Annotated in this window: 23 protein-coding genes and 2 pseudogenes; 16 read left to right on the forward strand and 9 right to left on the reverse strand. The window is 70.4% G+C overall.

Annotated features, from left to right (window positions below; genetic code table 11):
• Positions 1-8: 8 nt before the first annotated feature.
• The 11 genes and pseudogenes from ACFY9I_RS23645 (at position 9) to ACFY9I_RS23695 (ending at position 10,922) form a co-directional block, all read left to right on the forward strand.
• Positions 9-1,349 (forward strand): MFS transporter, encoded by a 1,341-nt coding sequence (locus tag ACFY9I_RS23645; protein ID WP_391004684.1) that lies wholly within the window; start codon positions 9-11, stop codon positions 1,347-1,349.
• Positions 1,283-1,539, forward strand: a pseudogene (locus ACFY9I_RS23650) (hypothetical protein). Before ACFY9I_RS23645 ends, ACFY9I_RS23650 begins: the two are co-directional and overlap by 67 nt.
• 108 nt (positions 1,540-1,647) lie before the next feature.
• On the forward strand, positions 1,648-2,868 hold the full coding sequence (locus tag ACFY9I_RS23655; protein ID WP_391004781.1) for an ATP-grasp domain-containing protein: 1,221 nt from the start codon (positions 1,648-1,650) through the stop codon (positions 2,866-2,868).
• Between the two features lie 74 nt (positions 2,869-2,942).
• Entirely contained in the window at positions 2,943-4,028 is a 1,086-nt protein-coding gene (locus ACFY9I_RS23660; protein ID WP_391004783.1) for an MFS transporter, read from the forward strand.
• A complete protein-coding gene (locus ACFY9I_RS23665) occupies positions 4,025-4,705 on the forward strand; it encodes an HAD-IA family hydrolase (RefSeq protein ID WP_391004686.1) in 681 nt (226 codons plus the stop codon). The genes ACFY9I_RS23660 and ACFY9I_RS23665 overlap by 4 nt, the downstream gene beginning before the upstream one ends.
• A gap of 45 nt (positions 4,706-4,750) precedes the next feature.
• Positions 4,751-5,623, forward strand: coding sequence for a DUF317 domain-containing protein (locus ACFY9I_RS23670; RefSeq protein WP_391004688.1), 873 nt, complete (start codon positions 4,751-4,753; stop codon positions 5,621-5,623).
• 41 nt (positions 5,624-5,664) lie between these two features.
• Positions 5,665-6,159 (forward strand): hypothetical protein, encoded by a 495-nt coding sequence (locus ACFY9I_RS23675; RefSeq protein ID WP_391004690.1) that lies wholly within the window; start codon positions 5,665-5,667, stop codon positions 6,157-6,159.
• Positions 6,160-6,183: 24 nt separating this feature from the next.
• Positions 6,184-6,687: a hypothetical protein gene (locus ACFY9I_RS23680; RefSeq protein WP_391004692.1), complete on the forward strand. Its 504-nt coding sequence runs from the start codon at positions 6,184-6,186 to the stop codon at positions 6,685-6,687.
• A gap of 62 nt (positions 6,688-6,749) precedes the next feature.
• Entirely contained in the window at positions 6,750-7,760 is a 1,011-nt protein-coding gene (locus tag ACFY9I_RS23685) for a SpaA isopeptide-forming pilin-related protein (RefSeq protein ID WP_391004694.1), read from the forward strand.
• A 147-nt stretch (positions 7,761-7,907) separates the two neighbouring features.
• The gene (locus ACFY9I_RS23690) at positions 7,908-9,347 is read left to right on the forward strand and encodes an IS701 family transposase (protein ID WP_391004696.1); all 1,440 of its coding nucleotides are present in this window, start codon (positions 7,908-7,910) and stop codon (positions 9,345-9,347) included.
• 417 nt (positions 9,348-9,764) lie between these two features.
• Positions 9,765-10,922: an aromatic acid exporter family protein gene (locus ACFY9I_RS23695; protein WP_391004698.1), complete on the forward strand. Its 1,158-nt coding sequence runs from the start codon at positions 9,765-9,767 to the stop codon at positions 10,920-10,922.
• A 66-nt stretch (positions 10,923-10,988) separates the two neighbouring features.
• Here the strand turns inward: ACFY9I_RS23695 and ACFY9I_RS23700 are convergent, their stop codons facing one another.
• Positions 10,989-11,978, reverse strand: coding sequence for a CorA family divalent cation transporter (locus ACFY9I_RS23700; protein ID WP_391004700.1), 990 nt, complete (start codon positions 11,976-11,978; stop codon positions 10,989-10,991).
• Positions 11,979-12,148: 170 nt separating this feature from the next.
• On the opposite strand from ACFY9I_RS23700, the gene ACFY9I_RS23705 reads away from it, so the two are divergent.
• On the forward strand, positions 12,149-12,367 hold the full coding sequence (locus ACFY9I_RS23705) for a hypothetical protein (RefSeq protein WP_391004701.1): 219 nt from the start codon (positions 12,149-12,151) through the stop codon (positions 12,365-12,367).
• 266 nt (positions 12,368-12,633) lie between these two features.
• Here ACFY9I_RS23705 and ACFY9I_RS23710 read toward each other — a convergent pair whose 3' ends face one another.
• From ACFY9I_RS23710 to ACFY9I_RS23735, 6 genes are all read right to left on the reverse strand, one after another.
• Entirely contained in the window at positions 12,634-12,912 is a 279-nt protein-coding gene (locus ACFY9I_RS23710; RefSeq protein WP_391004702.1) for a hypothetical protein, read from the reverse strand.
• 79 nt (positions 12,913-12,991) lie between these two features.
• Positions 12,992-13,258: a DUF4235 domain-containing protein gene (locus ACFY9I_RS23715; protein WP_391004703.1), complete on the reverse strand. Its 267-nt coding sequence runs from the start codon at positions 13,256-13,258 to the stop codon at positions 12,992-12,994.
• The gene (locus ACFY9I_RS23720; protein ID WP_391004704.1) at positions 13,255-13,746 is read right to left on the reverse strand and encodes a DUF3618 domain-containing protein; all 492 of its coding nucleotides are present in this window, start codon (positions 13,744-13,746) and stop codon (positions 13,255-13,257) included. Before ACFY9I_RS23720 ends, ACFY9I_RS23715 begins: the two co-directional genes overlap by 4 nt.
• A complete protein-coding gene (locus ACFY9I_RS23725) occupies positions 13,743-14,162 on the reverse strand; it encodes a phage holin family protein (RefSeq protein ID WP_391004705.1) in 420 nt (139 codons plus the stop codon). The genes ACFY9I_RS23720 and ACFY9I_RS23725 overlap by 4 nt, the downstream gene beginning before the upstream one ends.
• Before the next feature lie 163 nt (positions 14,163-14,325).
• Positions 14,326-14,871: a phosphatase PAP2 family protein gene (locus tag ACFY9I_RS23730; RefSeq protein WP_391004707.1), complete on the reverse strand. Its 546-nt coding sequence runs from the start codon at positions 14,869-14,871 to the stop codon at positions 14,326-14,328.
• Between the two features lie 55 nt (positions 14,872-14,926).
• A complete protein-coding gene (locus ACFY9I_RS23735; RefSeq protein ID WP_391004785.1) occupies positions 14,927-15,982 on the reverse strand; it encodes a YhjD/YihY/BrkB family envelope integrity protein in 1,056 nt (351 codons plus the stop codon).
• Positions 15,983-16,113: 131 nt separating this feature from the next.
• Between ACFY9I_RS23735 and ACFY9I_RS23740 the strand changes: the two genes are divergently transcribed.
• Positions 16,114-16,908, forward strand: coding sequence for a DUF2382 domain-containing protein (locus ACFY9I_RS23740; RefSeq protein WP_391004708.1), 795 nt, complete (start codon positions 16,114-16,116; stop codon positions 16,906-16,908).
• Positions 16,909-17,011: 103 nt separating this feature from the next.
• Here ACFY9I_RS23740 and ACFY9I_RS23745 read toward each other — a convergent pair whose 3' ends face one another.
• Together ACFY9I_RS23745 and ACFY9I_RS23750 are read right to left on the reverse strand one after the other, a co-directional pair.
• Positions 17,012-17,323, reverse strand: coding sequence for an ANTAR domain-containing protein (locus tag ACFY9I_RS23745; RefSeq protein WP_391004709.1), 312 nt, complete (start codon positions 17,321-17,323; stop codon positions 17,012-17,014).
• A 276-nt stretch (positions 17,324-17,599) separates the two neighbouring features.
• Positions 17,600-17,989, reverse strand: a pseudogene (locus ACFY9I_RS23750) (YihY/virulence factor BrkB family protein); the annotation flags it as partial.
• A 136-nt stretch (positions 17,990-18,125) separates the two neighbouring features.
• Between ACFY9I_RS23750 and ACFY9I_RS23755 the strand changes: the two are divergent.
• From ACFY9I_RS23755 to ACFY9I_RS23765, 3 genes are all read left to right on the forward strand, one after another.
• Positions 18,126-18,740, forward strand: a complete 615-nt coding sequence (locus ACFY9I_RS23755) for a hypothetical protein (protein WP_391004710.1) — start codon at positions 18,126-18,128, stop codon at positions 18,738-18,740.
• Positions 18,741-18,828: 88 nt separating this feature from the next.
• Positions 18,829-19,173: a phage holin family protein gene (locus tag ACFY9I_RS23760; protein ID WP_391004712.1), complete on the forward strand. Its 345-nt coding sequence runs from the start codon at positions 18,829-18,831 to the stop codon at positions 19,171-19,173.
• Entirely contained in the window at positions 19,149-19,862 is a 714-nt protein-coding gene (locus tag ACFY9I_RS23765) for a DUF3618 domain-containing protein (RefSeq protein ID WP_391004714.1), read from the forward strand. The genes ACFY9I_RS23760 and ACFY9I_RS23765 overlap by 25 nt, the downstream gene beginning before the upstream one ends.
• The last annotated feature ends 39 nt before the right edge of the window (positions 19,863-19,901 follow it).

The following is a 19,901-nucleotide window of genomic DNA, read 5'->3' on the forward strand; positions in this document are numbered from 1 at the left end:
CGTTCGCCATGACCACGTACGGCATCCCCCTGTTGGTCCTAGCGACCACCGACTCCGCAGCCCTGACCGGGCTGGCGTTCGCACTGGAGTGGATTCCCCGCCTAGGGACGTTCGCAGTGGCCGGTGCCCTGGTCGGCCGCTACGGCTCCCGCCGCGTCTTCTGCCTGGCCTCGGCGGCGCGCGCCCTGGTCGCGCTCGCCGCCGCGCTTGTCCTGCCCCAGCAGAACGACCCGGTTGCCGCCACCGTCACCGTCCTGCTGCTCGCCGCCTCCGCCGGAGCGCTCACGGAGTTTTCCTACGTCGCCGCCGAGACCGCGGGCGCAGTGGCCGCCCGTGAGACCGGCGCGCGTGCCCACCGTGTGCAGGCGGTCCTGCTCGGCATCGACCAGACGGCGACCCTGGCCGGACCCGCGCTCGCCGGGCTGCTGCTCCACTGGACAGGTGCCGCTGGCATGCTGACGGCGATCGCCGGGTTCTCGCTGCTCGGCTGTGCCCTCGCCCCTCGCCCAAGAGACCAGGAGCAGGTCCGTGAGACGGAGCCGGGGCGCAAGGGGCTGCGCACCGGCTGGTCGACCCTGCAATCGCTGCCCGCGCTCGGCTGGCTGGTGACCGGACTGACCCTGTCCAACCTGGCGGTCGGACTCCTGCAGGCCGCCGCCCCGGTGATCGTGGTCAAGCAGCTCGGGCACTCCACCGCCGACGTCGGCCTGATCTGGTCGGCCGCCGCCCTCGCCTCCCTCGCAGCGGTCGCCGTCTGCCGCAAAGCCATTGACCGCTACGGCCTGTGGCCAGTGGGCGCCGTCTCCGCGGCGATCGCTGCCACCGCGTGCCTGACTATCTCCCTCACCCACACCTACAGCGCCTACCTCGCCCTCACCGCCGTCCTCATGGCAGGCGAAGGCGGCATGACCGTGGTGCTGCGCACCCTGCGCACCCACCTCATCCCGTCCGACGTGTTCGGCGCCACCCTCTCGCTGACCATCCTGCTGCTCCTGCTGCCCTTCCCCCTCGCCGGAATCCTCGTCACCGCCGTACCGCCCTCGCTGCTCGGCCACGCGATAACCGGCTGCGCTGTCCTGCAGGCCCTGGGCCTTGCCGTCACCTTCGCGCGCCTGCGCACCGTCCCTGGCCTGCGCGCCTCCTTCGCCCGAACCCACCCGGCCGCCCGCTGCCGACCGCTCGTCCTCACGGAGACCACCCGATGCCCACGCCCCACGCCTGCGCCCACCAGCACCCCGGGACGGCGGCCCGTCCTTCGCACCGGGCGGGATCGAGGCCCACGATCACCGACCGGTTCCTCGACTTCGACGCCCAACACCCCTACGTCTACCGGGCTCTGGAGCGGCTGACCGCCCAGCGGCTGGCCTCCGGGGCCACCCGCATCGGGCTCAAGGCCCTCTTCGAAGACCTGCGCTGGCAGCTGCCCGAAGGCATCCGCGGCCTCAACAACAACTTCACCGCCCTGTGGCGCGGAAGCTGATCGCCGATCACCCTCACTGGGCCTCCGCCTTCGAGCTGCGGCGCCGGCGAACGCCCTGACCCACCCGCAGCCCGGCCCCCGACCGCCCCTTTCCTCTTTCCTGTTTGGAGCCCTGCTTGTCCTCTCGTACCGGTAACCCGGTCGTCCTGATCGTCGCCGCCGCGGACATGGAGGCCGAGGCATACCGCGGGTTCTGTCTGGAGAACATCGCCGCTCACTACGACGTGGTCCTGATCACCAGCGTCGAACCCACATGGGAGCGCGCCTTCATCACCGACTGGGAAGTCGCCGACCCCACCGACCAAGCCGCCCTGGCCGCGGCCGGCCAGGTGCTGGCCGCCCGCCACCACCTGGCCGGAATCACGACCTGGACCGAGTGGTATCTCGTTCCCGTCGCACGCCTCGCCCGCCGGCTCGGGCTGCCCGCCAACACTCCCGAAGTGATGCAGGGCTGCCGCAATAAGGCCACCGCACGCGCTTTCTTCGCCCGCCACGGAGTGCCCTCGGCCGCGTCCGCCCGGGTCGGCACCGTCGAAGAAGCCGACCAGGCCGCGGCGCGGATCGGCTACCCGGTCGTCCTCAAGCCCGCCGCACACGCGGCCAGCATCGGCGTGATCCGCGTCAACACCCCCGGCGAACTGCCCTCCGCGTACGCGATCGCCGCCCAGACGGCAGGACACGGCCTGGAGAGGCCCGAGGTCCTGGTCGAGGAGTACCTCGACGGGGACGAGGTGAGTGTCGAGTGCGCCACCTTCCAGGGCCAGACCACGGTGGTCGCCGTCACCCGCAAGACCGTCGGCCTGGAGCCCTACTTCGAGGAACTCGCGCACACGGTGGACGCGGCCGACCCGCTGCTGGCCACCGTGGCCCCGGCCGCCGAAGCCGCGATCGCCGCGCTGGGCATCACAGAGGGAATCAGCCACGTCGAAATGCGCCTGGTCAACGGCCGCCCCAGACTGATCGAGGTCAACGCGCGCCTCGCCGGCGACCTGATCGGCCACCTCGTCCACCTCGCCACCGGCATCGACCTCGCCCGTGCCGCCGCCGATATCGCCTGCTCACGCGCCCCCGACCTGACCCCCACCCGCCACCAGGCCGCAGCGATCCGCTTCATCTACCCCGCCTACACCGGCACTCTCGCCGCCCGCCGCCTTACCGAACAGACTGAGGGACTGGAGCGCGTCCGCTTCCAGCGACAGCCCGGCGACCAGCTCGTGCTACCGCAGGACGGAGGCGATCTGTTCACCGCGCGCATCGGCTTCCTGATCACCACCGGGCCGAGTGCCGCCGTCGCCAAGGCCCGCGCCCAGGAGGCATACCGCAATCTCGACGTCCAGGTGGCCGCCACTGCCCAGACAGACCCGGCCGGAGAGGACCTCGCCGCGTGAGCCACACCGTGGCGACCGAGCTGGCGCAAAGCCGCCGTCTGCTGACCGGGTATTTCACCGGGCTCGGTGTGGTAATGGCGGTGTGGGGCGCGCGCATGCCCGCCGTCCAGAAGACCGCCGGCTTCAGCACTGCCGAGCTCGCCCTGGTCCTGCTGGCCGCCGCCCTCGGGATGGTCGCCGGACTGCAGACGGGAGGACGCCTCGCCCACCCGGCCCGACTCCCCGCGCTGCTGACCGGAGGCGCCATCTCTCTCGCCGCCTGCCTCGCCGCCCTCGGGGCATGCCGCAGCCTGGATACCCTCCTCGTGGTGGCGTTCGTCTTCGGCACCGCGCACGGCGTCCTCGACGTCGCGGTCAACGCCGCAGCCGTCCGCTGCCAGAACGCCCACGGGCGTCCGATCATGGCAGGGCTCCACGCGAGTTACAGCCTCGGCGCCCTGGCAGGCGCCGCGATGGCCGCGGCCACCGCCCACACCCCGCACATCGTCCTGTTCGCCGGCGTCTCGGCCACCGCCACGGCAGCGGCCTGCGCGACGACTCGGCTCACCCGCTGCGTTGCCGCCCCCGGACTCGAGCCCGTCCACAACCCCGGCACACCCGGCCCCAAGGAACACGAGGGCTTGTCCCGGCCCCGGCTGTGGCTGCTGGGCGCACTGGCGGCCGCAACCCTGCTGGGCGAGGGAGCCGCCGCCGACTGGGCCGCCGTCCACCTGCACAGCCTGGATGCGACGGCTGCGACCAGCGCGGCAGCGTTCGCCCTCTACAGCGCGGCCATGGCCGTCGGACGACTCGCCGGAGATCGTCTCACCACCCGCTTCGGCGCCCCCGCCGTCGTACGCACCGGCGCCGCCCTGGCCGCCCTCGGGCTCGCCACCGGCCTGGGCGGCTCCACCGTCGCCTTCGCCCTTGCCGGGTGGACGGCCTTCGGCCTGGGCCTGTCGGTCACGATCCCCAGCCTGATCACCGCCGCCGGCGTCGGCGGCCCCCGGGCGGTCGCCACCGTCGCGGTCACCGGCTACGTCGGCCTGCTCGCCGGACCCGCCCTCATCGGCGCCCTCGCCACCTTCACCACCCTGCCGATGGCGCTGCTGCTGCCCTCCCTTCTCGCAGCCGCCGTCGCCGCCCTGTCCCACAAAGCCCTGGAGACCCCCGTCCCTTGACCACCACTTCCCTTACGCCGACCCGCGCGGACGCCGTGATCATCGACTACAACGGTGTCCTGGGCCGACAGCCCACCCCGACCATGTGGACTCGCCTCACCGATCTCGCTGAGTGGCCCAGCGGGCAACTGGCCTCCTTCCAGCGCGCCTTCTGGGCACATAGGGAGGCGTACGACGCCGGAGAACTCAGCGATCTCGCCTACTGGGCCAAGGTCCTCGGTCACCACCCCGGCGCACGGTGGCTGCGCACCCTGCGAACAGCCGACACCGCCATGTGGATCCGCACCGACGACCGCGTCCTCGACATCCTGCACCGCGCCCGCGCCGCAGGGCTGCCCATGGTGCTGCTCTCCAACGCCCCGCACTTCCTGAGCGACGCCCTCGATACCACCGACTGGCGGCGCGAGCTGATGACCGACGCCCTGTACTCGGCCCGCCTGGGCTTGTGCAAGCCCCACCCGGCCGCCTACGAACATGCCCTCGCCGCCACCGGCATCACCGATCCCGGACGCGTGCTGTTCATCGACGACCGCGACGACAACTGCCAGGCAGCCGCCGAGCTGGGCCTGCGCACCCTGCACTACACCGGCCAACCCGCCGACCTGACAGAGCAGCTGCTTTCCGCCGGCCCAGCCTCCGTGCGCCCGCCAGCAGCCCCGCGCGGCACCAGCCGCTGATCTCGCTTTCCCCCGCTCGACACCACCGCCGACCCCAGGACCCTTGTGCCCGACACCGAAGAGATCGACGGCGACGTCTATGTCTCTCCCCGCTACATCGCCGGCAGCACCGCCATCGGCGACCCCGCGCTCGAGCCGCTCCTCGCGCTCGGCTTCGACCTGCACAACGATGACCTCGGCAACGCCTACGTCACCGCCCCCGACCACCGCATCCGACTCGGGTTCCTGCCCGAGGGAGACGACGACGGACTGTGGAGGATCAACGCCTACCGTGACCGCTTCGGCCCGCCCGCATGGGGCGTGAGCTTCAACGACAACTGCCCGACGGAGTTCGTCACCGCCTTCACCACCGCCCTCGCCCAGGCATACACCGCTGGCCCCGACACCTACCTTGCCCCGCCCGACCTGAAGGACCCCGAGCTCGGCGCCTTCGACGCCGTGGTCCCGCTGATCAAGAACGGCTGGCAGTTCCAGCACCCACGCTGGGGCGTGATGGAACTGAAGCCCCCCGACGGGATGGCCACCCTCGAATACACCACCGGCCGCCTCGACCCGGAGAGGGAACTGACCACCCTTCAGGCCCGCTGGCACATGTGGGGAGGCCCGAAGAGCGGCCACGCCCGCTGGTACGCCACCGCCACCACCCACACGCCGACCGCCCTGGTCAAGGCCATCACTCAGAGCGTCGCCGACCCGGCACCGCTGCCGCGCTGGAAGGACGGCATGCTCCCCTGGCTGCGTGAGTCCGCACAACTCACCCCCGTCACGCCACCCGCACCCCGAGTTCCCACGCCCCTCGACGTCCAGCGCGCCGCCGCCCGCCGGCCGCCGGCCCTTGGGACCCGCAGCGTTCCGCGCTGGAGCACCACCACCGTTGCCACGGCTCACGCCGCAGCCCGTACCAGCCCACGCCGCTGAACCGGCCTCTCCTGCCCCGAACGTCAGAAGGCAACCCGTAAGTGTCCCTGCACGCCCGGCAGTTCTTCACCGAGCACCTCACGCTCCCGTTCACCGAGAGCACCGTCGTCGGCAACACCTACTACGCCACCCCGCTGCCCAACTCCGTACTGCGGCTGCGGATCGACTTCTCGCGCACCATCCGCGAAAACGAGTACGACGGTCTGCGCCTTGCAGTCGTCCACCCCGAGAAGGGGGACGTCGACGCCGTGGTCCTCACTTTCGACGAGCACGACACCTTCACGCGACGCGACGCCGCACGTGAGGTCCGACCCGGCTACAGCGGCTACGCCCGTATCCTCGACCTGCGCCACCACAACCGCCAGCCGCCGTGGAGCGGCGCGGACGTCGGCGGACTGCGGGCCGCAATCGAGCAGTACACGCAGATCTGGTTCCCCGGAGCCTGGACGACCACCGCGCGCTCCCGGCCGGCGGCCCGTACGGCGCGCAACATCCCCACAGCCCAGGCCAGTCCCACAGCAACCCGAACGCGCTGACCCGTTCCCCGAACACGGAGACCCATGCCCCCGCCCCGCTGGCTGGCCCTCCGGCGTCGACCGCAATCTGAGGCCACCCGCACCGCCGAACTCCAGTCCGGCACCCCGCCGGGACCGCAAGGCCCCTGGCTCGCGGACCCGGACTTCTCCGCCAGGCTGCATTCCGCCACGCTGACCCTGCTCGACCTGGTCGAGGACGTCATGCACGACGATTTCACCCTGACTGAGGTCATCGACGGCTTCCGCTACCACGCCGCCAGCCTGCTCAACATCCCCGACCAGTACGGCATCCTCGTCGAAGCCGAGGCAGCCGCCCAGATCATCCAAGCCGCCGGCCTACCAACAGGCCCGCTCTTCGCCCCCTCCAACGCCCAGGGCCTGGCCCGCATCGAGACACTGCCCATCGAAGACCAGCAAACTCTCATCCGAACAGCGGCCCGCCGCTACGCGACCACCGCGCCCTCACCTCGCCCGGCACGTCATGTACCAGCCGCCCCACCGGTCCAGCCACCGCGCCGTACCCGCTGACCGGCTTCACCTTTCAATCGACGGGCAGTCCCGCCCGCGTCCCACTCAGGAGACCCCCCTTCTTGCACACCCGCTCTGCCCGCCGCCTGCCCGCCACAGCCGTCACCATCGCCGCCGTGGCCAGCACCGTGTCTCTGGCCCCGGCCGCCGTAGCACAGACCCCCGAGCCGACCCCGTCCACCTCCGCTGTCCCGCTGAGCGCGGCTGAGACCGGCGGGGTCACCATCCTGAAGAAGGATCCCGGAGGAGACGTCCTCACCGGCGCTTCATTCACCCTGCTCGACTCCCAAGGCCAGCTGTCCGCCAGCGGCGAGACAAACGCCGACGGCCAACTGGCCTTCGAGAACCTCCCGCCGGGGGTCTACCGACTCAAGGAGGTCTCCAGCGGTAGCCCGCTGCATGACGTCGTCGACGACCAGGACGTCATCGTCACCCCCGGCGCCAACACTCCGCTGACGATCATCGACCCCTTCAAGCCCGCCACGGTCACCCTGAAGGCCAGCGACAGCAAGAGCGGCAAGCTGCTGCCCGGATCCACCGTCAACATCGGCACCGGCGACACCACCATTCTGACGCTCACCACCGGCGCAGGCGGCACCGCCTCCGCGAAGCTGCTCGTCAACAGCCGTACCGGCACGACCTTCTGGGTCAAGCCGACAAAGGCACCCGCCGGATACGAGCTCTACGAGCCTTCGAAGAGCTTCACCGCCAAGCCCGGCAGCCCAGTCACCGTGACCATCACCAACACCAAGACCACCAGCACAACACCGGCGCCCAGCTCCTCCGAGAGGCCGTCCGACAGGCCGACCATCGACGAGTCCACGTCGGGCAAGCCGACCCCGGACCAGGGCGACAGCACGTCCACGTCGCCTTCCGACACCGCGGTCGTCGCCAAGACTGCGACGAGCACTGCGGCCCCCGCACCCAAGGGCACGCTCGCCCATACCGGTGCTGAGGCCACCCCATGGCTGCTCGGGGGCGCCGGCGTCCTCCTCGCCGTCGGGGGAGGCGCCGTCTTCGTGGCACGCCGCCGCCGAGTCGATGACGACAGCGGCGGCCCTTCCCTGGGCTGACACAACCTGCCAGCAGCCGCCATAAACCCCCGGAGTCCTCGCGATTCCGGGGGTTTCGCGTTTCCGAGAAACGGGCTACCGGTAGTTCGTTAAATGCGGCCGGTGGTGGGGATTGACGACGGGTCGGGTTGGTCGTAGGCCGGTGGTGTGAGCCAACTGCCTGGCTGGGGGCTGAAGATGACTGCTCGCCGTCCGTGTCCGCCCGCGCCGGGACCGTTGGAGGACTACGCGGCTCGGTTCGACGACCTCTTCTTCAGTCTGGCCCAGCGGCGGGGGTTTCGTGAGTATCTGACCGGGCTGCTGGCGCCGCGGGAGCGGAACAAGACGATCACCTGCCTGGCTGGGGCGGAGCCGGTGACCGGCGCGGGAATGCCGGGGGTGCAGCGGCTGCAGTTCTTCCTGTCCGAGTCGCCCTGGGAGGCCGAGCAGATCAACGACCGGCGGCTTGAACTGCTGCGCGAGCAGCCGGCGACGGCTCCGCACGACGGCGGGGTCATCGTGATCGACGACTCCGGGGACCGCAAGGACGGCCGAGCGACCGCGCACGTGGGCCGGCAGTGGCTGGGCCGGCTGGGCAAGACCGACAACGGCATCGTCACGGTGATCACGGTGTGGACCGACGGCCGCGTCTACTACCCGCTGCACGCGCACCCCTACACCCCTGCCCACCACTTCGCCCGCGGCCGGTCCGATCCCGCCTTCCGCACGAAACCACAGCTGTCCGCCGCTCTCGCGACCCGCGGGAAGGAGGCGGGCTTCGCCTGCCGGGCCGTGGTCGCCGACTGCGCCTACTCCGTCAGCGACGACTGGTACTTCGCACTACGCGAGGCGGGCCTGGCCTACGTGGTGGCGCTCAAGCCGCACCGTGGCACCTGGACCCGCGCCGACCAGCCGCACACCGCCATCGAAGCCGCCCACGCCCTGACCTGGCTCGATGCCAGACGCCCCGGTGACTGGACGGCCGTGGAGCGTCACTTCCGCGACGGGCACACCGAGACCTGGTGGGCCGCCGATGCCCGACTGGGCGGCTACGGTCCCGACTCGCCCTGCCGTCTGGTCGTGGCCACCACCGACCCAGCCCGGCTGCCGGAGAAGGCCACCTGGTACCTGGCCACCAACCTGCCCCACCCCGACGCACCCCACGCCGCCACCAGCCCGCATCCGCCAGCCGACCTCGCCGAGATCGTCCGCCTCTACGGCCTGCGGCCGTGGATCGAGCAGAGCTACAAACAGATCAAGGACGAACTCGGCTGGGCCGACTTCCAGGTCCGCTCCGACCGCGCCATCCGCCGCCACCAGACCCTGGTCAACTGCGCCTTCTCCTTCTGCTGGGACCAGTGGTTCGCCCCACCCGGACCCCTGGATGACACCGCCCCGGACCCGTGCCCCGACGAGGGGCCAGAGAGGGGGACCAACCGAACCCCACCCACCCCAACTGTCCTGCTGGCCCAAGGCATTACGTTCGGTCCGCGCCTGGCTCACCCCTGCCACCACCCTGAACCGATGGTGGCGATCCTGGACGGACAGAGACCCACCCTCCGAACTCCAGGCCCTGATCGACGCGGTCACCACCGGACACGGCCTTGATCTCTACCTCCGGATTTAACGAACTACCGGTAACCACTTGGTTGAAGCGGGTGGATTGTGCATGGTGCTGTGTGCGGCAAGTAGTGCACGAGTCTCGTCCGAGGTTTTGGCTGCCAGGCGCTGGCGGGGCCCCGGGACAATCTGCCACGACAACACCGGGGCCCCGCACGGTGCAGGGGGCGTTCCTGATAGCGACCTCGCGGAAGGGCGGTAACGGCCCCGCGCTACCGCCGGAGTCTGCGGGTGAACCGCCGTGAGGGAGGTCAGGACTTCGATCGGCCCCGTAGCCGACGTCTGGACCGAGACGGTGCGTGAGGCGGAGTTCTCGTGTGCGTCCGGTGCCGTTTGCCCTCGTCGTTGCCGTGAAGGTGCACACAGGGGCGCATCTGTCGTTGCTGGTGTGGCACTTGCTGTTCCATGGAGTGGACGGGTTGGGCAACAGGGGCGGTTCGGCGTCATGGTGGGGCTGCTGTGCGGGCGGTGCGGCGGGCGTGGACGGAACCGGGCCGTGAACGCGATCTGACGGTGCAGGCCGGCAAAGCGGCGCTGGCCGCCTGTGTGGCGTGGGCGGTGGCGGGGTGGTGGTTGCAGGCTCCGATGGCATTCGTCGCTCCGTGGGTGGCAGTCGTGCTGGTGGAGTCGACGGTGTACCGGTCGCTCGCACACGGTCTGCAGCAGCTGGCGGCGATCGCGGTGGGCACCGTGGTGGCGACGGCCGTCGCGTTGGTGCTGCACAGCACGATGGCCACAATGGTCCTCGTGCTTCCGGCGGTGTTGCTGCTGGCGCAGTGGCAGCGCCTGGGCAGCCAGGGCATCTACGCCGCCACCGGCGCGCTGTTCGTCCTGACCAACGGACAGGTCACCCTCGCTACCTCAGGCGCGCGCCTCGCGGAGGCGGTCTTCGGAGCGGTGGTCGGCATCGCGGTCAACGCACTGATCCGGCCCCCGGTGTACCTGCGTGACACCCGCGCCGCTCTCCAGGACGCCGCCCGCGAGGCGCAGGAGATTTTGGAAGCGGTGGCCGAAGGGCTGGACGACGGTGAGTGGAACACTCACGCGGCTGGGGAGTGGCACGAGCGCGCGCTGCGGCTGGGACGCCTGGTCGATCAGGCCCGCTCCTCGATCGGCTGGAGCCGCGAAAGCATGCGGGGCAATCACCGCGGGCGCGGTACGGGTGCCGTCTCCCCGCCCGGGAAGGCGTACGACGATGCGCTGGCCGTACTGGACCATGTCGCCGTGCACACCGCAGGCGTGACCCGCACCGTGCTGGAGACCGCGAACCACAACGACAAGGAAGCCCGCCCCGGCCCGCAGATCACCGGCCCCTACGCCGACTTCCTGCGCCACACCGCACGCGCGATCGGTCTCTACGGCCAGACCCGGTTCGCCGGAACCGGCACTGATCGGTCCGCCGACGGGGACCTGCGCGAGGCGGTCGAGGAACTGCGCCACAGTCTGGACGAGCTCCACCGGAGGCTGCCCGGCACCGTGCAGGACGATCCGGATGCACTGGCGACGCACGGCGCGCTGCTGGCCCAGGCCCGCCGTCTGGCCGATCAACTCGTCCCCGACTGACACCCCCGGGGGCGGCACCGGCCGTGGTGGCGCCTCGCCTCCGTCGGCCGACGGCGATGCCAGCGTTCATAGCCAGCCGTTACGGCGGAAGGTCCGGTGCAGCAGGGCGCAGGCGCCGACCATCACGGCGACGGCAAGCGGGTATCCGTACGTCCAGCTCAGTTCCGGCATGTGAGCGAAGTTCATGCCGTAAATGCCGGCGACGAGGGTCGGGGTGGCCAGGATCGCGGCCCAGGCGGAGATGCGGCGCATGTCGTCGTTCTGCCAGGTTCCCACCCGTGCGAGGTGGGCGTCGAGGGCGGAGTTGAGCAGCTCGTCCAGGGAGCGCACCTCGGTGTCGGTGCGGTGCATGTGGTCGGCGACGTCGCGGAAGTACGGCAGCATCTCCTCGGGCCACCCGGCGTGCGGGCCGGCGAAGTCCTGCACCACCGGGACCAAGGGCTGGACGGCGTCGCGGAATTCCAGGACCTCCCGTTTGAGGGAGTAGATCGGCTCGGTGAAGTCCTCGCGCTCCGGGGAGAACACGCGCCGCTCCAGCGCGGTGAGGTCGGTGCGGACCTGGACGGCGGCCTCGGTGTAGGAGTCGACCACCGTGTCCAGGACGGCGTGCAGCACGGCGACGGGTCCGAACCGCAGCATCTGCGGGTCCGCGCCGAGCCGGCGGGCCGCCTCGCCGGTGGGGTCGGCCGGGCCATGACGGACGGTCAGGGCGAAATGCGGGCCGGTGAAGACCATCACCTCGCCGGTCTCCACCTCGCTGCCGTCCCTGACGTACCACAGCGTCTTCAACGCGACCACAAGCACGTCCCCGTAACGCTCCCGCTTGGGCCGCTGGTGCGCCTCCCCGGCATCCTCGACCGCCAGCGGATGCAGTCCCAAAGGGCCCGCCAGTTCTTCCAGATCACCTGGCCCAGGGTCGTCCACATGCACCCAGCAGAACTCGCCTTCCTCCACCCGCTTCAGACTGTCCAGCACCGCCGTACGGCCACCGTCGACCTGTCGGCAGTCCACCTGCTCCGGCTCGCCCGCTGACTCACGGTAGATGACACACCTCATCCCTCACGCCTGCACCGCCACGGCGATTACATGCCTGCCGCCCGCCGACCGCCTGCCGCCAGAAGTGCCGTCCACACGTGACGGCCACGCTTCCTTCACACGGCCAGGCTTTCCGTTCGGCCGGGAGGGGCTACCCGAACGGAAGGAGCCGTCCTTCAAGAGGAGTTCTCGTGGTCTTCGCCGCTTTCCTGCTGCCCCCGGGGCTGCTGTGCCTGGTACTTGCGCTCGGACGCTACGAGGAGTGGCTGCTCAGGGAGCCTGCACCCCCGCAGCCCGCGCGCCACGCCAGGACCAGGACCAGGCGCCATTTGTCCCTCGTTCCGCGCACGGGCTCCCAGACGGCAGTCGGCAACGAGTCTGGGCATGTGCGGGTCGCCGACGCGGCATAACCGGCTACTGCAGCTGCTGGCGACGGCAAGCGAACACCGGTCTGCTTGATCTCGGCTCCCTCCGGGCGGTTGGAACGCCTACCTCCCTGAGCCCTGGAGACTGAGACGAGAGCGGGCCACGCTGCGGGCGAGTTTCCTGTGAAGAGGCCGCAGCGTCGTCCATTCCCTGTCCTGGGCCCAGCACCCGTGGCGCCATACAACCGCGGGTGGAGACGCAGCGGCTGGGCCGACGGCCACGCGAGCGTCTCCACACCAGCTACTGCGTGTCAGTGTGGTGCGGTGTCGTCGGGGTGACGGGGATAGAGCGACCGCAGCCGATCCCAGTGCCTGCTGAGATGTTCTTCGACCTCACGCAGCGCGTGCTCGGAGGCCGCGTCGGGCAGCGCCGGGTGGAGTTCGCCGACTCGGTCGCCTCCGGTGGGTCCGGTGTCGTGTCGGCGGGCACGGGCGGCGCTGTGGCGGGAGGTCATCCACCATCGGGCCAGCAACACTGTGGCGGTGACGGCCGCGGCGGCGAGGGCCGCCCATGAGCGGTGTGCGGTCACGGTTTCCTCTCACCGGTCCGGGCCGAGTGCACAGCCACTGGCGCCCGGGAGGGGCGGGGCGCCGTAGGCAGAGGGTGGATCAGCCGGGCCAGGTTCCGGTCAGGCGTCGGGTGCCGGCGGCTCCTGCCCGGTCTACGGCGGCCTTGACCCCGGCGAAGATCGCGCCCTGCAGGGTCGCGGCGAGCAGCACCTCTCGCCAGGTGCGCTCCTCATCGGTGGCGTCCGGGGCGTCCTCGTCATGGCCGAGCTTCTTCCACACCTGCTTGAACAGCCCGCCCGCCAGCACGCCGCTGAGAGCGCCGAGCGCCAGGCCGACCGGCTTGTAGGCGACTTTCGATGCTTTCACGGATGCCTCCTGCCCCGGTGACGCAGCAGCAGCCAGGCGGCCACCGCCACGCTGCCGGCCACGATCAGCACGGTGCGGTTGTCACGGGCGGCCTGGGCGCCCTGCTGGGCTTTGACGCGGACCGGTTCGGGTGCCTTGTCCTGCCACACCTGACCGGCCTGTCCGGCCTTGGCCTTCACCTGCTCGGCGGCCGTGGTGGCCTTGTCCTTGACCGGGTCGGGCAGCTTGTCCTGCACCAGGTGCGCGGCCTCGGCAGCCTTTACCTTGACCTGTCCGCTCAGTTCTGCGGCCTTGGCGCCCGCCTGCTCCGTCAACACGCCCGCCTGCTGCTTCAGTGCGGTCGCCTTCTCCTGCGCGCGGGCCTTGACGTCCGTCTTGGCGGCCAAATCCTCGACCGTCTCGCCCAGTTCCTGGCGGGTCTGCTCGACCTGCTCGCGCAGCTGCTCGGGGCTGGAGGCGGTGGGCTCGTCGTTAGGAGGCTGGGTCATCGCTGTGCACTCTCCTTGATCTCGGCCACGTCGGCCTTGACGCTGTCGATGGTCTGCTGCGGTGCCGGTGGTGCGGCCTGGCTGACCTTCTTCTTGCCGGTCAGGGCCAGCACGGCGGTGATCACGCCGAGGACGGCGGTGACGATCAGGGCCGCGGCCCACACCGGGAGGGGAACAGCCAGGGCCGCGATGGCGGTGGCGACCAGGGCCTGCGCCGTCAGGAAGCCGGCCAGACCGGCCCCGCCGAACAGGCCCCCGCCCTTGCCGTACCGCTTGCCCTTCTCCTTCATCTCCGCCTGGGCCAGCCTCATCTCCCCGCGGACCAGCTCCGTCAGCTGCTGGGAGGCCCGCTGGACCAGATCACCGACCGGCTCCTGCGAGCCGCTCGGGCCGCGGTGGGAATCCTGCGTACTCATGACGGATTTCCGCCTTTCTCAGCTGCCGGTAGTAACTCGTGTCCTGGATGACAAGGCGCCAGCCTGTGCCGGTGAGCAAGGCACACCCGCCTCGACGACCCCGGGTACCCGGATGCGGCTCCGCCATCCGGCGGACCTGCGGCAACCTGGTGACTTGTGCTTGTCACCGCAGCAGTCGCAGTACCAGGCGGGGAGCACGATGCACCAGGGCGGCTGCGGCCAGACCGATCGCGGCACCGACTGCGACGTCGGAGGGGTAATGGGCACCCGTGTGCACGCGCTCAGCAGCCACCATGACGGCCGGCACCGCACACACCGCGCCCGCCCACGGCCACACCGCGGCCACCGCGGCACTGAACGCCACTCCTGCGGCGGTGTGCCCGGAAGGGAAGGACGAGGAGTCGGGGCGGTCATGAACCTCCTCGTGCGAGATCCACTCCTTCGGCGGCCGGCGCCGCTGCCACATCTGCTTGAGGACGCAGTTCGAGGCCAGCTCCGCCACGGCCATGCTCGCCAGGCCAGCGGCCGCGGCCCTGCGCCCCCGCCACCCGGTGGCGGACAGGGCCACGGCGGCGCCCCACCACAGCTTGGTGTGCTCGGCACTCTCCTCCACCGCCGGCAGGACCCGGCGTACGCAGGTCGACCGCCATGACGCCGCCCACCGCGTCAACCGGTGATCACCCTCACGAAGATCCGCCAGCACTCTCATGACCTGCGACTTCCCGGTCTGAGCAGCGCCTAACTCGATGTCCTCGGCAATTACCTCATTCGAGGCGGCGCCGGTCTTCCTCGCTCCACGTACGGGTGTCGCGGGGCGGGACATAGGGTTCTTCGTCCTCGGGCAGACCGCCGGCGACGGCGCGCTGGCGGGCCATCTCCGCGTCGAACTCCAGGCCGAGCAGGATCGCGATGTTGCTGATCCACAGCCACACCAGGAACACGATCACCCCGGCGAGGGTGCCGTAGGTCTTGTTGTAGGAGGCGAAGTTCGCCACGTAGAACGCGAACCCGGCCGACGCGATCACCCAGATCACCAGGGCGAGGACACTGCCCGGGGTGACCCACTTGAAGCCGCGGCCCTTCACATTCGGGGCCGCCCAGAACAGAATCGCGATCATGACGGTGACCAGCACGACCAGCACCGGCCACTTCGCGATCGACCACACGGTCAGCGCCGTGTCCCCGACCCCCAGAGCCGTTCCCGCCTGGCGGGCCAGGCCGCCGGTGAACACCACAATCAGCGCGCTGACCACCGCCAGCACCAGCAGCACCACCGTCACGCCCAGACGGACCGGCAGCACCTTCCACACCGGGCGTCCTTCCGGGGTGTCGTACACGGCGTTGGCGGTGCGGATGAAGGCCGCGACGTAGCCGGATGCCGACCACACCGCCACCGCCAGGCCCGCGAGCGCCACGACCGAGCCAATACCCGCGTTGCCCTGCAGCTGGGTTACGGCATCGCGGATGACGTCGCGGGCCGATCCAGGGGTGAGTTTCTGGAGGTTGTCCAGCACCTGCTGCGTCGCCGACTGCCCGGCGATTCCGAGCAGCGAGACGAGCACCAGCAGCGCGGGGAAGAGGGAGAGCACCCCGTAGTAGGTCAGCGCCGCAGCCCGGTCGGCCAGCTCATCGTCCTTGAACTCCTTGACGGTGCCCTTCAGCACCGCCCGCCAGGAACGCCCCGGCAGCTGAGTGGGCTCATCCGGGGCCCGCCGCTCCACCTGCTCATCTGGTCCCGCACCCCCCTCGCGTCCGGGCTCAGCGTCCCGGCCGGTTGCGTCGTGCCGGCCCTGCCTCCGGGTTGTGATGTTCCGTGCCATGGCGGACGGGTATCCGCGCGCCCATCCGGCATGCTCCACACCCCAGATGCGCCCGAATTGATCCATTTAGTCAGTTTCGTGATATTCGCGAGGGTTGGCCGGTCTGGCAGGCCGATGGAAGGAGTATCGCGATGATTACCCGAGAGCAGATCCCGAGTGTGCTGGATCACCCGGTCCACGACGTCGGCGGCACCAAGATCGGCGAGGCCAAGCACGTCTTCCTCGACGACGTCACCGGCGAGCCCGAATGGGTCAGCGTCAAGACCGGCCTGTTCGGCACCAGCGAATCCTTCGTGCCGATCCACGACGCCAGCCTGGTCAAAGACCACCTGGAGGTGCCCTACCCCAAGGACAAGGTCAAGGACGCCCCCAACGTCGACGTCGACGCCGGCGGCCACCTGTCCGAGGAGGAAGAACACCGCCTGTACGAGCACTACGGCATCGACTGGGACACCGCCTGGCAGCAGGCAAGTCAGCGCGGGACCGGAGGCTGGGCCCGCGGCGAGACCGAAACCGCCACCGGCACCACCGGGATGGAAGCCACCGGCGATGACGCGATGACCCGCTCGGAAGAGCAGATGCGCGTCGGCACCGAACGCCAGGCAGTCGGCCGGGCCCGGCTGCGCAAGTACGTCGTCACCGAAGAGGTCCAGCAGACCGTCCCCGTCCGCCACGAGGAGGTACGCGTCGAGCGCGAACCGGTCACCGACGCCAGCCGAGATGCGGCCATGGCAGGCCCGGACATCAGCGAAGCGGAGCACGAAGTGACGCTGCACGCCGAGCGGCCCGTGGTGGAGACCAAGGCCGAGCCGGTCGAGCGGGTGCGCCTGACCATCGACGAGCGCACCGAGGAAGAGACCGTCACAGGCGAGGTCCGCAAGGAGCAGATCGAGGCCGACGAGCCCGAGGGCAAGCGTCAGTCGTAACGCCGTTACCCATGGGCGCAGGGGATCTTGTCCCACCGGTCAGCGGTCTCCCGCCGCCCTGTGCTCTAGCCTAGCCAGACGCTGCCTTCAAAAGTGATCACAGCTACGGTGAGGTGTGCTGGCAGTGGGCCGCGACAGCGGCATCGAGAGCCTCGCGCACGTCGTCGGGCAGTGCCCCGCCAGCGGGCCAGCCGACGAGAATCTCTGCCACCATCCGCAGTTTCCTGTTGGTGTTCATCGACACCTCACGCAGCAGGTCCCACGCCTCATCGGGAGTCGTGCCTGCCAAGGCGACCAGCACACCCATGGCCTGGTCGATACGGGCGCGGGCCAGCATGCCCTCTTTGAGTTGGCGGTTTTCCTCCCACAGGGCCAGCAATTCCTCCGCGGCGCCTGCCGCGGAGGTGTGACCCACTGGAAGGGACCCGGTCCGGGGGTGCCGATCAGCAGAAGTCATGTCCCCGCGCCTGCCCCGGCGGCAGTGCGCTACCCGGCGCCGTCGGTGAACGGCCGGTAAAGCACGGCAGCCCCCACTGCATGTCCGCGTTCATGTCCGCTGGGCATGCGTTACGTGCCCGGTGGCATACCGGCCTGTCTAGGCGTGCGTACCGCCGGGATGCGCTGGTGTTGCTCGGCTTACCCAGCACCCACGGATCCCACCAGTGGACCCAGACCGGGATGGCCACATCACTCAGGGTTCAAAGCGGCGGCGATCGTCTTCTTCCCGCTTCCGGGTGTCGCGCGGCTCCACATACGGCTCTTCCTCGGCCGGGTGACCGCCCGACAGCCCGTGACGGTCCGTCTCCGCTCGAACTCCAAGCCCAGCAGGATCGCCAGGGTCGTGATCCACAGCCATACCAGGAAGATCACACCGGCCAGAGCGCCGAAGGTCTTGTTGTAGGAGGCGAAGCTGGCCACGTGCGGCGGAGGTGATCAGCCAGATCAGCAGCACCAGGCAGCTACCCGGCGTGATCCAGCGGAAGCCGCGGACCTTCACGTTCGGTGTCGCCCAGTACAAGATCGCCATCATGATCGTGGCCAGAATGACGAGCACCGGCCCCTTCGCGATCGACCACACGCTGGCCTTCCGAAGTCATAGTGGATCGTGCCCCATTTGACTGTTCTATGTGGATATGTGGGGTACCCGCCGTCGTGGACGCGGATCCGGAGGTGCCGACTCCGTCGGCTGCCTCGGAGCACCGAAGGAGGAGTCGCTCATGAGTGAAGATGCCGGTCGTGTTCAGCAGACGGGGCAGAAGGCGAAGGAAGAGACGGCGGCTGTGGCCGCGCAGACCGGGCAGGCGGTCGGCGAGGTCGCCGGGACGGCTGCCGAGCAGGCAAAGGCCGTCGCGGGCGAAGCGCGCGCGCAGGCAGGCGGTGCGATACGCGACCTCAGGCAACGCGCGGTGGAGGAGAGCCAGGGACAGGTGGATCGGCTGGCCGGGACGGTGCGGAAGTGGGCCGATGACCTCGCGGGCATGGCGGAGAACGCCTCGGGTGACTCGCCCGCCAGGAGCCTGGCGGCCCAGGCAGCCGATCAGGGCCACCGCGCGGCGGACTACCTGGACAAGGACGGCGTGGAGGGCCTGGTAGGCGACCTGCAGAACTTCGCGCGGCGCCGGCCGGGGGCATTCCTGGGCAGTGCGGTGCTGGCGGGTCTGGTGGTGGGCCGCATGGCCAAGGCCGGCACCAAGGCCGCGCAGGCCCCGTCGGCCCCGCCTCCGGACGTTCGGCGGCAGGGGCTGGAACGCGGGGAGAGCAGCGCGCTGCCTACTGGCACGCCGGTGCCGCCGCCGGAGCTGTCCGGTTATCCAGCCCATCCGGGGGTGTGAGATGTCGTCGAGCTATCCGCAGTCGCCGGGAGCCGGTGGACAGCCAGAGGCGGGTCCAGACCGCTCGGCGGGCGAGCTTCTGTCGGCGGTGACGTCGGATCTGCAGACGCTGTTGCGCCAGGAGGTGGAGCTGGCGAAGACGGAGATCCGTGAGGAGGGCGCCAAGGCGGGCAAGGCCGCCGGGATGTACGGGGGTGCCGGGTTCGGCGGGTACATGGTGGCGCTCTTCTTGTCGCTCGCGGCCGTTTTCGGTCTGGCCAACGTGATGGACGCCGGCTGGGCGGCACTGATCGTCGCCGCCGTGTGGGCGGTGATCGCGGCCGTGCTGTACGTGATGGGCCGCTCCCGGATGCGGGAGGTGTCCCCGAAGCCGGAACAGACCATGGACACCCTGAAGGAGGACGCGCAATGGGCACGGCACCCGACCAAATAAGGTCCGAGATCGACACCACCCGGGAACGCCTGTCGGACAACGTCAACCGGCTCGCCAACCGCGCCCGCCCCGGGCAGATGGTGCGCCGCCGCACCCGGCGGGTGCGAGGCGCGGTGTCGGGGCTTCGTGACCGCGTCATGGGCACCGTCGCCGAATCGGCGGGGACGGCGCGGGATCGCACCGTGCAGGCCACGGAATCCGTGAAGGAAAGCACAGGCGAGGCCGCGGACACGGTGCGTCAGACGGCCGGGCAGGCCGCCGGTCAGGTCGGTGAGGTGGCCGGACAGGCCCGTGAGGCGGTGAGCCGGGCACCGGAGCAGGCGGTGCGGCAGACGCAGGGCAACCCGCTGGCCGCCGGGCTGATCGCCTTCGGCGCCGGACTGCTGACCGCCTCTCTCCTGCCGACGTCCCAGGCCGAGGAACAGGCGGCCTCCCGGATCACCGAGCAGGCCGGCGAAAAGCTGGAGCCGGTCAAGGAAGCAGCCGTCGAGTCCGCGCAGCAGCTTAAGCAGGACGCCACCGAGGCCGCCCAGCAGGCAGCGCAGGAGGTGAAGGACACCGCCGCGGAGGCCGCGAAGACCACCAAGGAGGAGGCCCGCGACAAGGCAGGCCAGGTCTCAGAGCAGGCCCGCGAGTCCGGGCAGCAGGTGGCCGACGAAACCCGCGGACAGAGCTCCGGCCCTGGCTGACCCTTGACACCTCGCCGGCCCGGGCACACCACGGGGACT

The organism is Streptomyces sp. NPDC012510 (assembly GCF_042955065.1).
GTDB lineage: Bacteria > Actinomycetota > Actinomycetes > Streptomycetales > Streptomycetaceae > Streptomyces.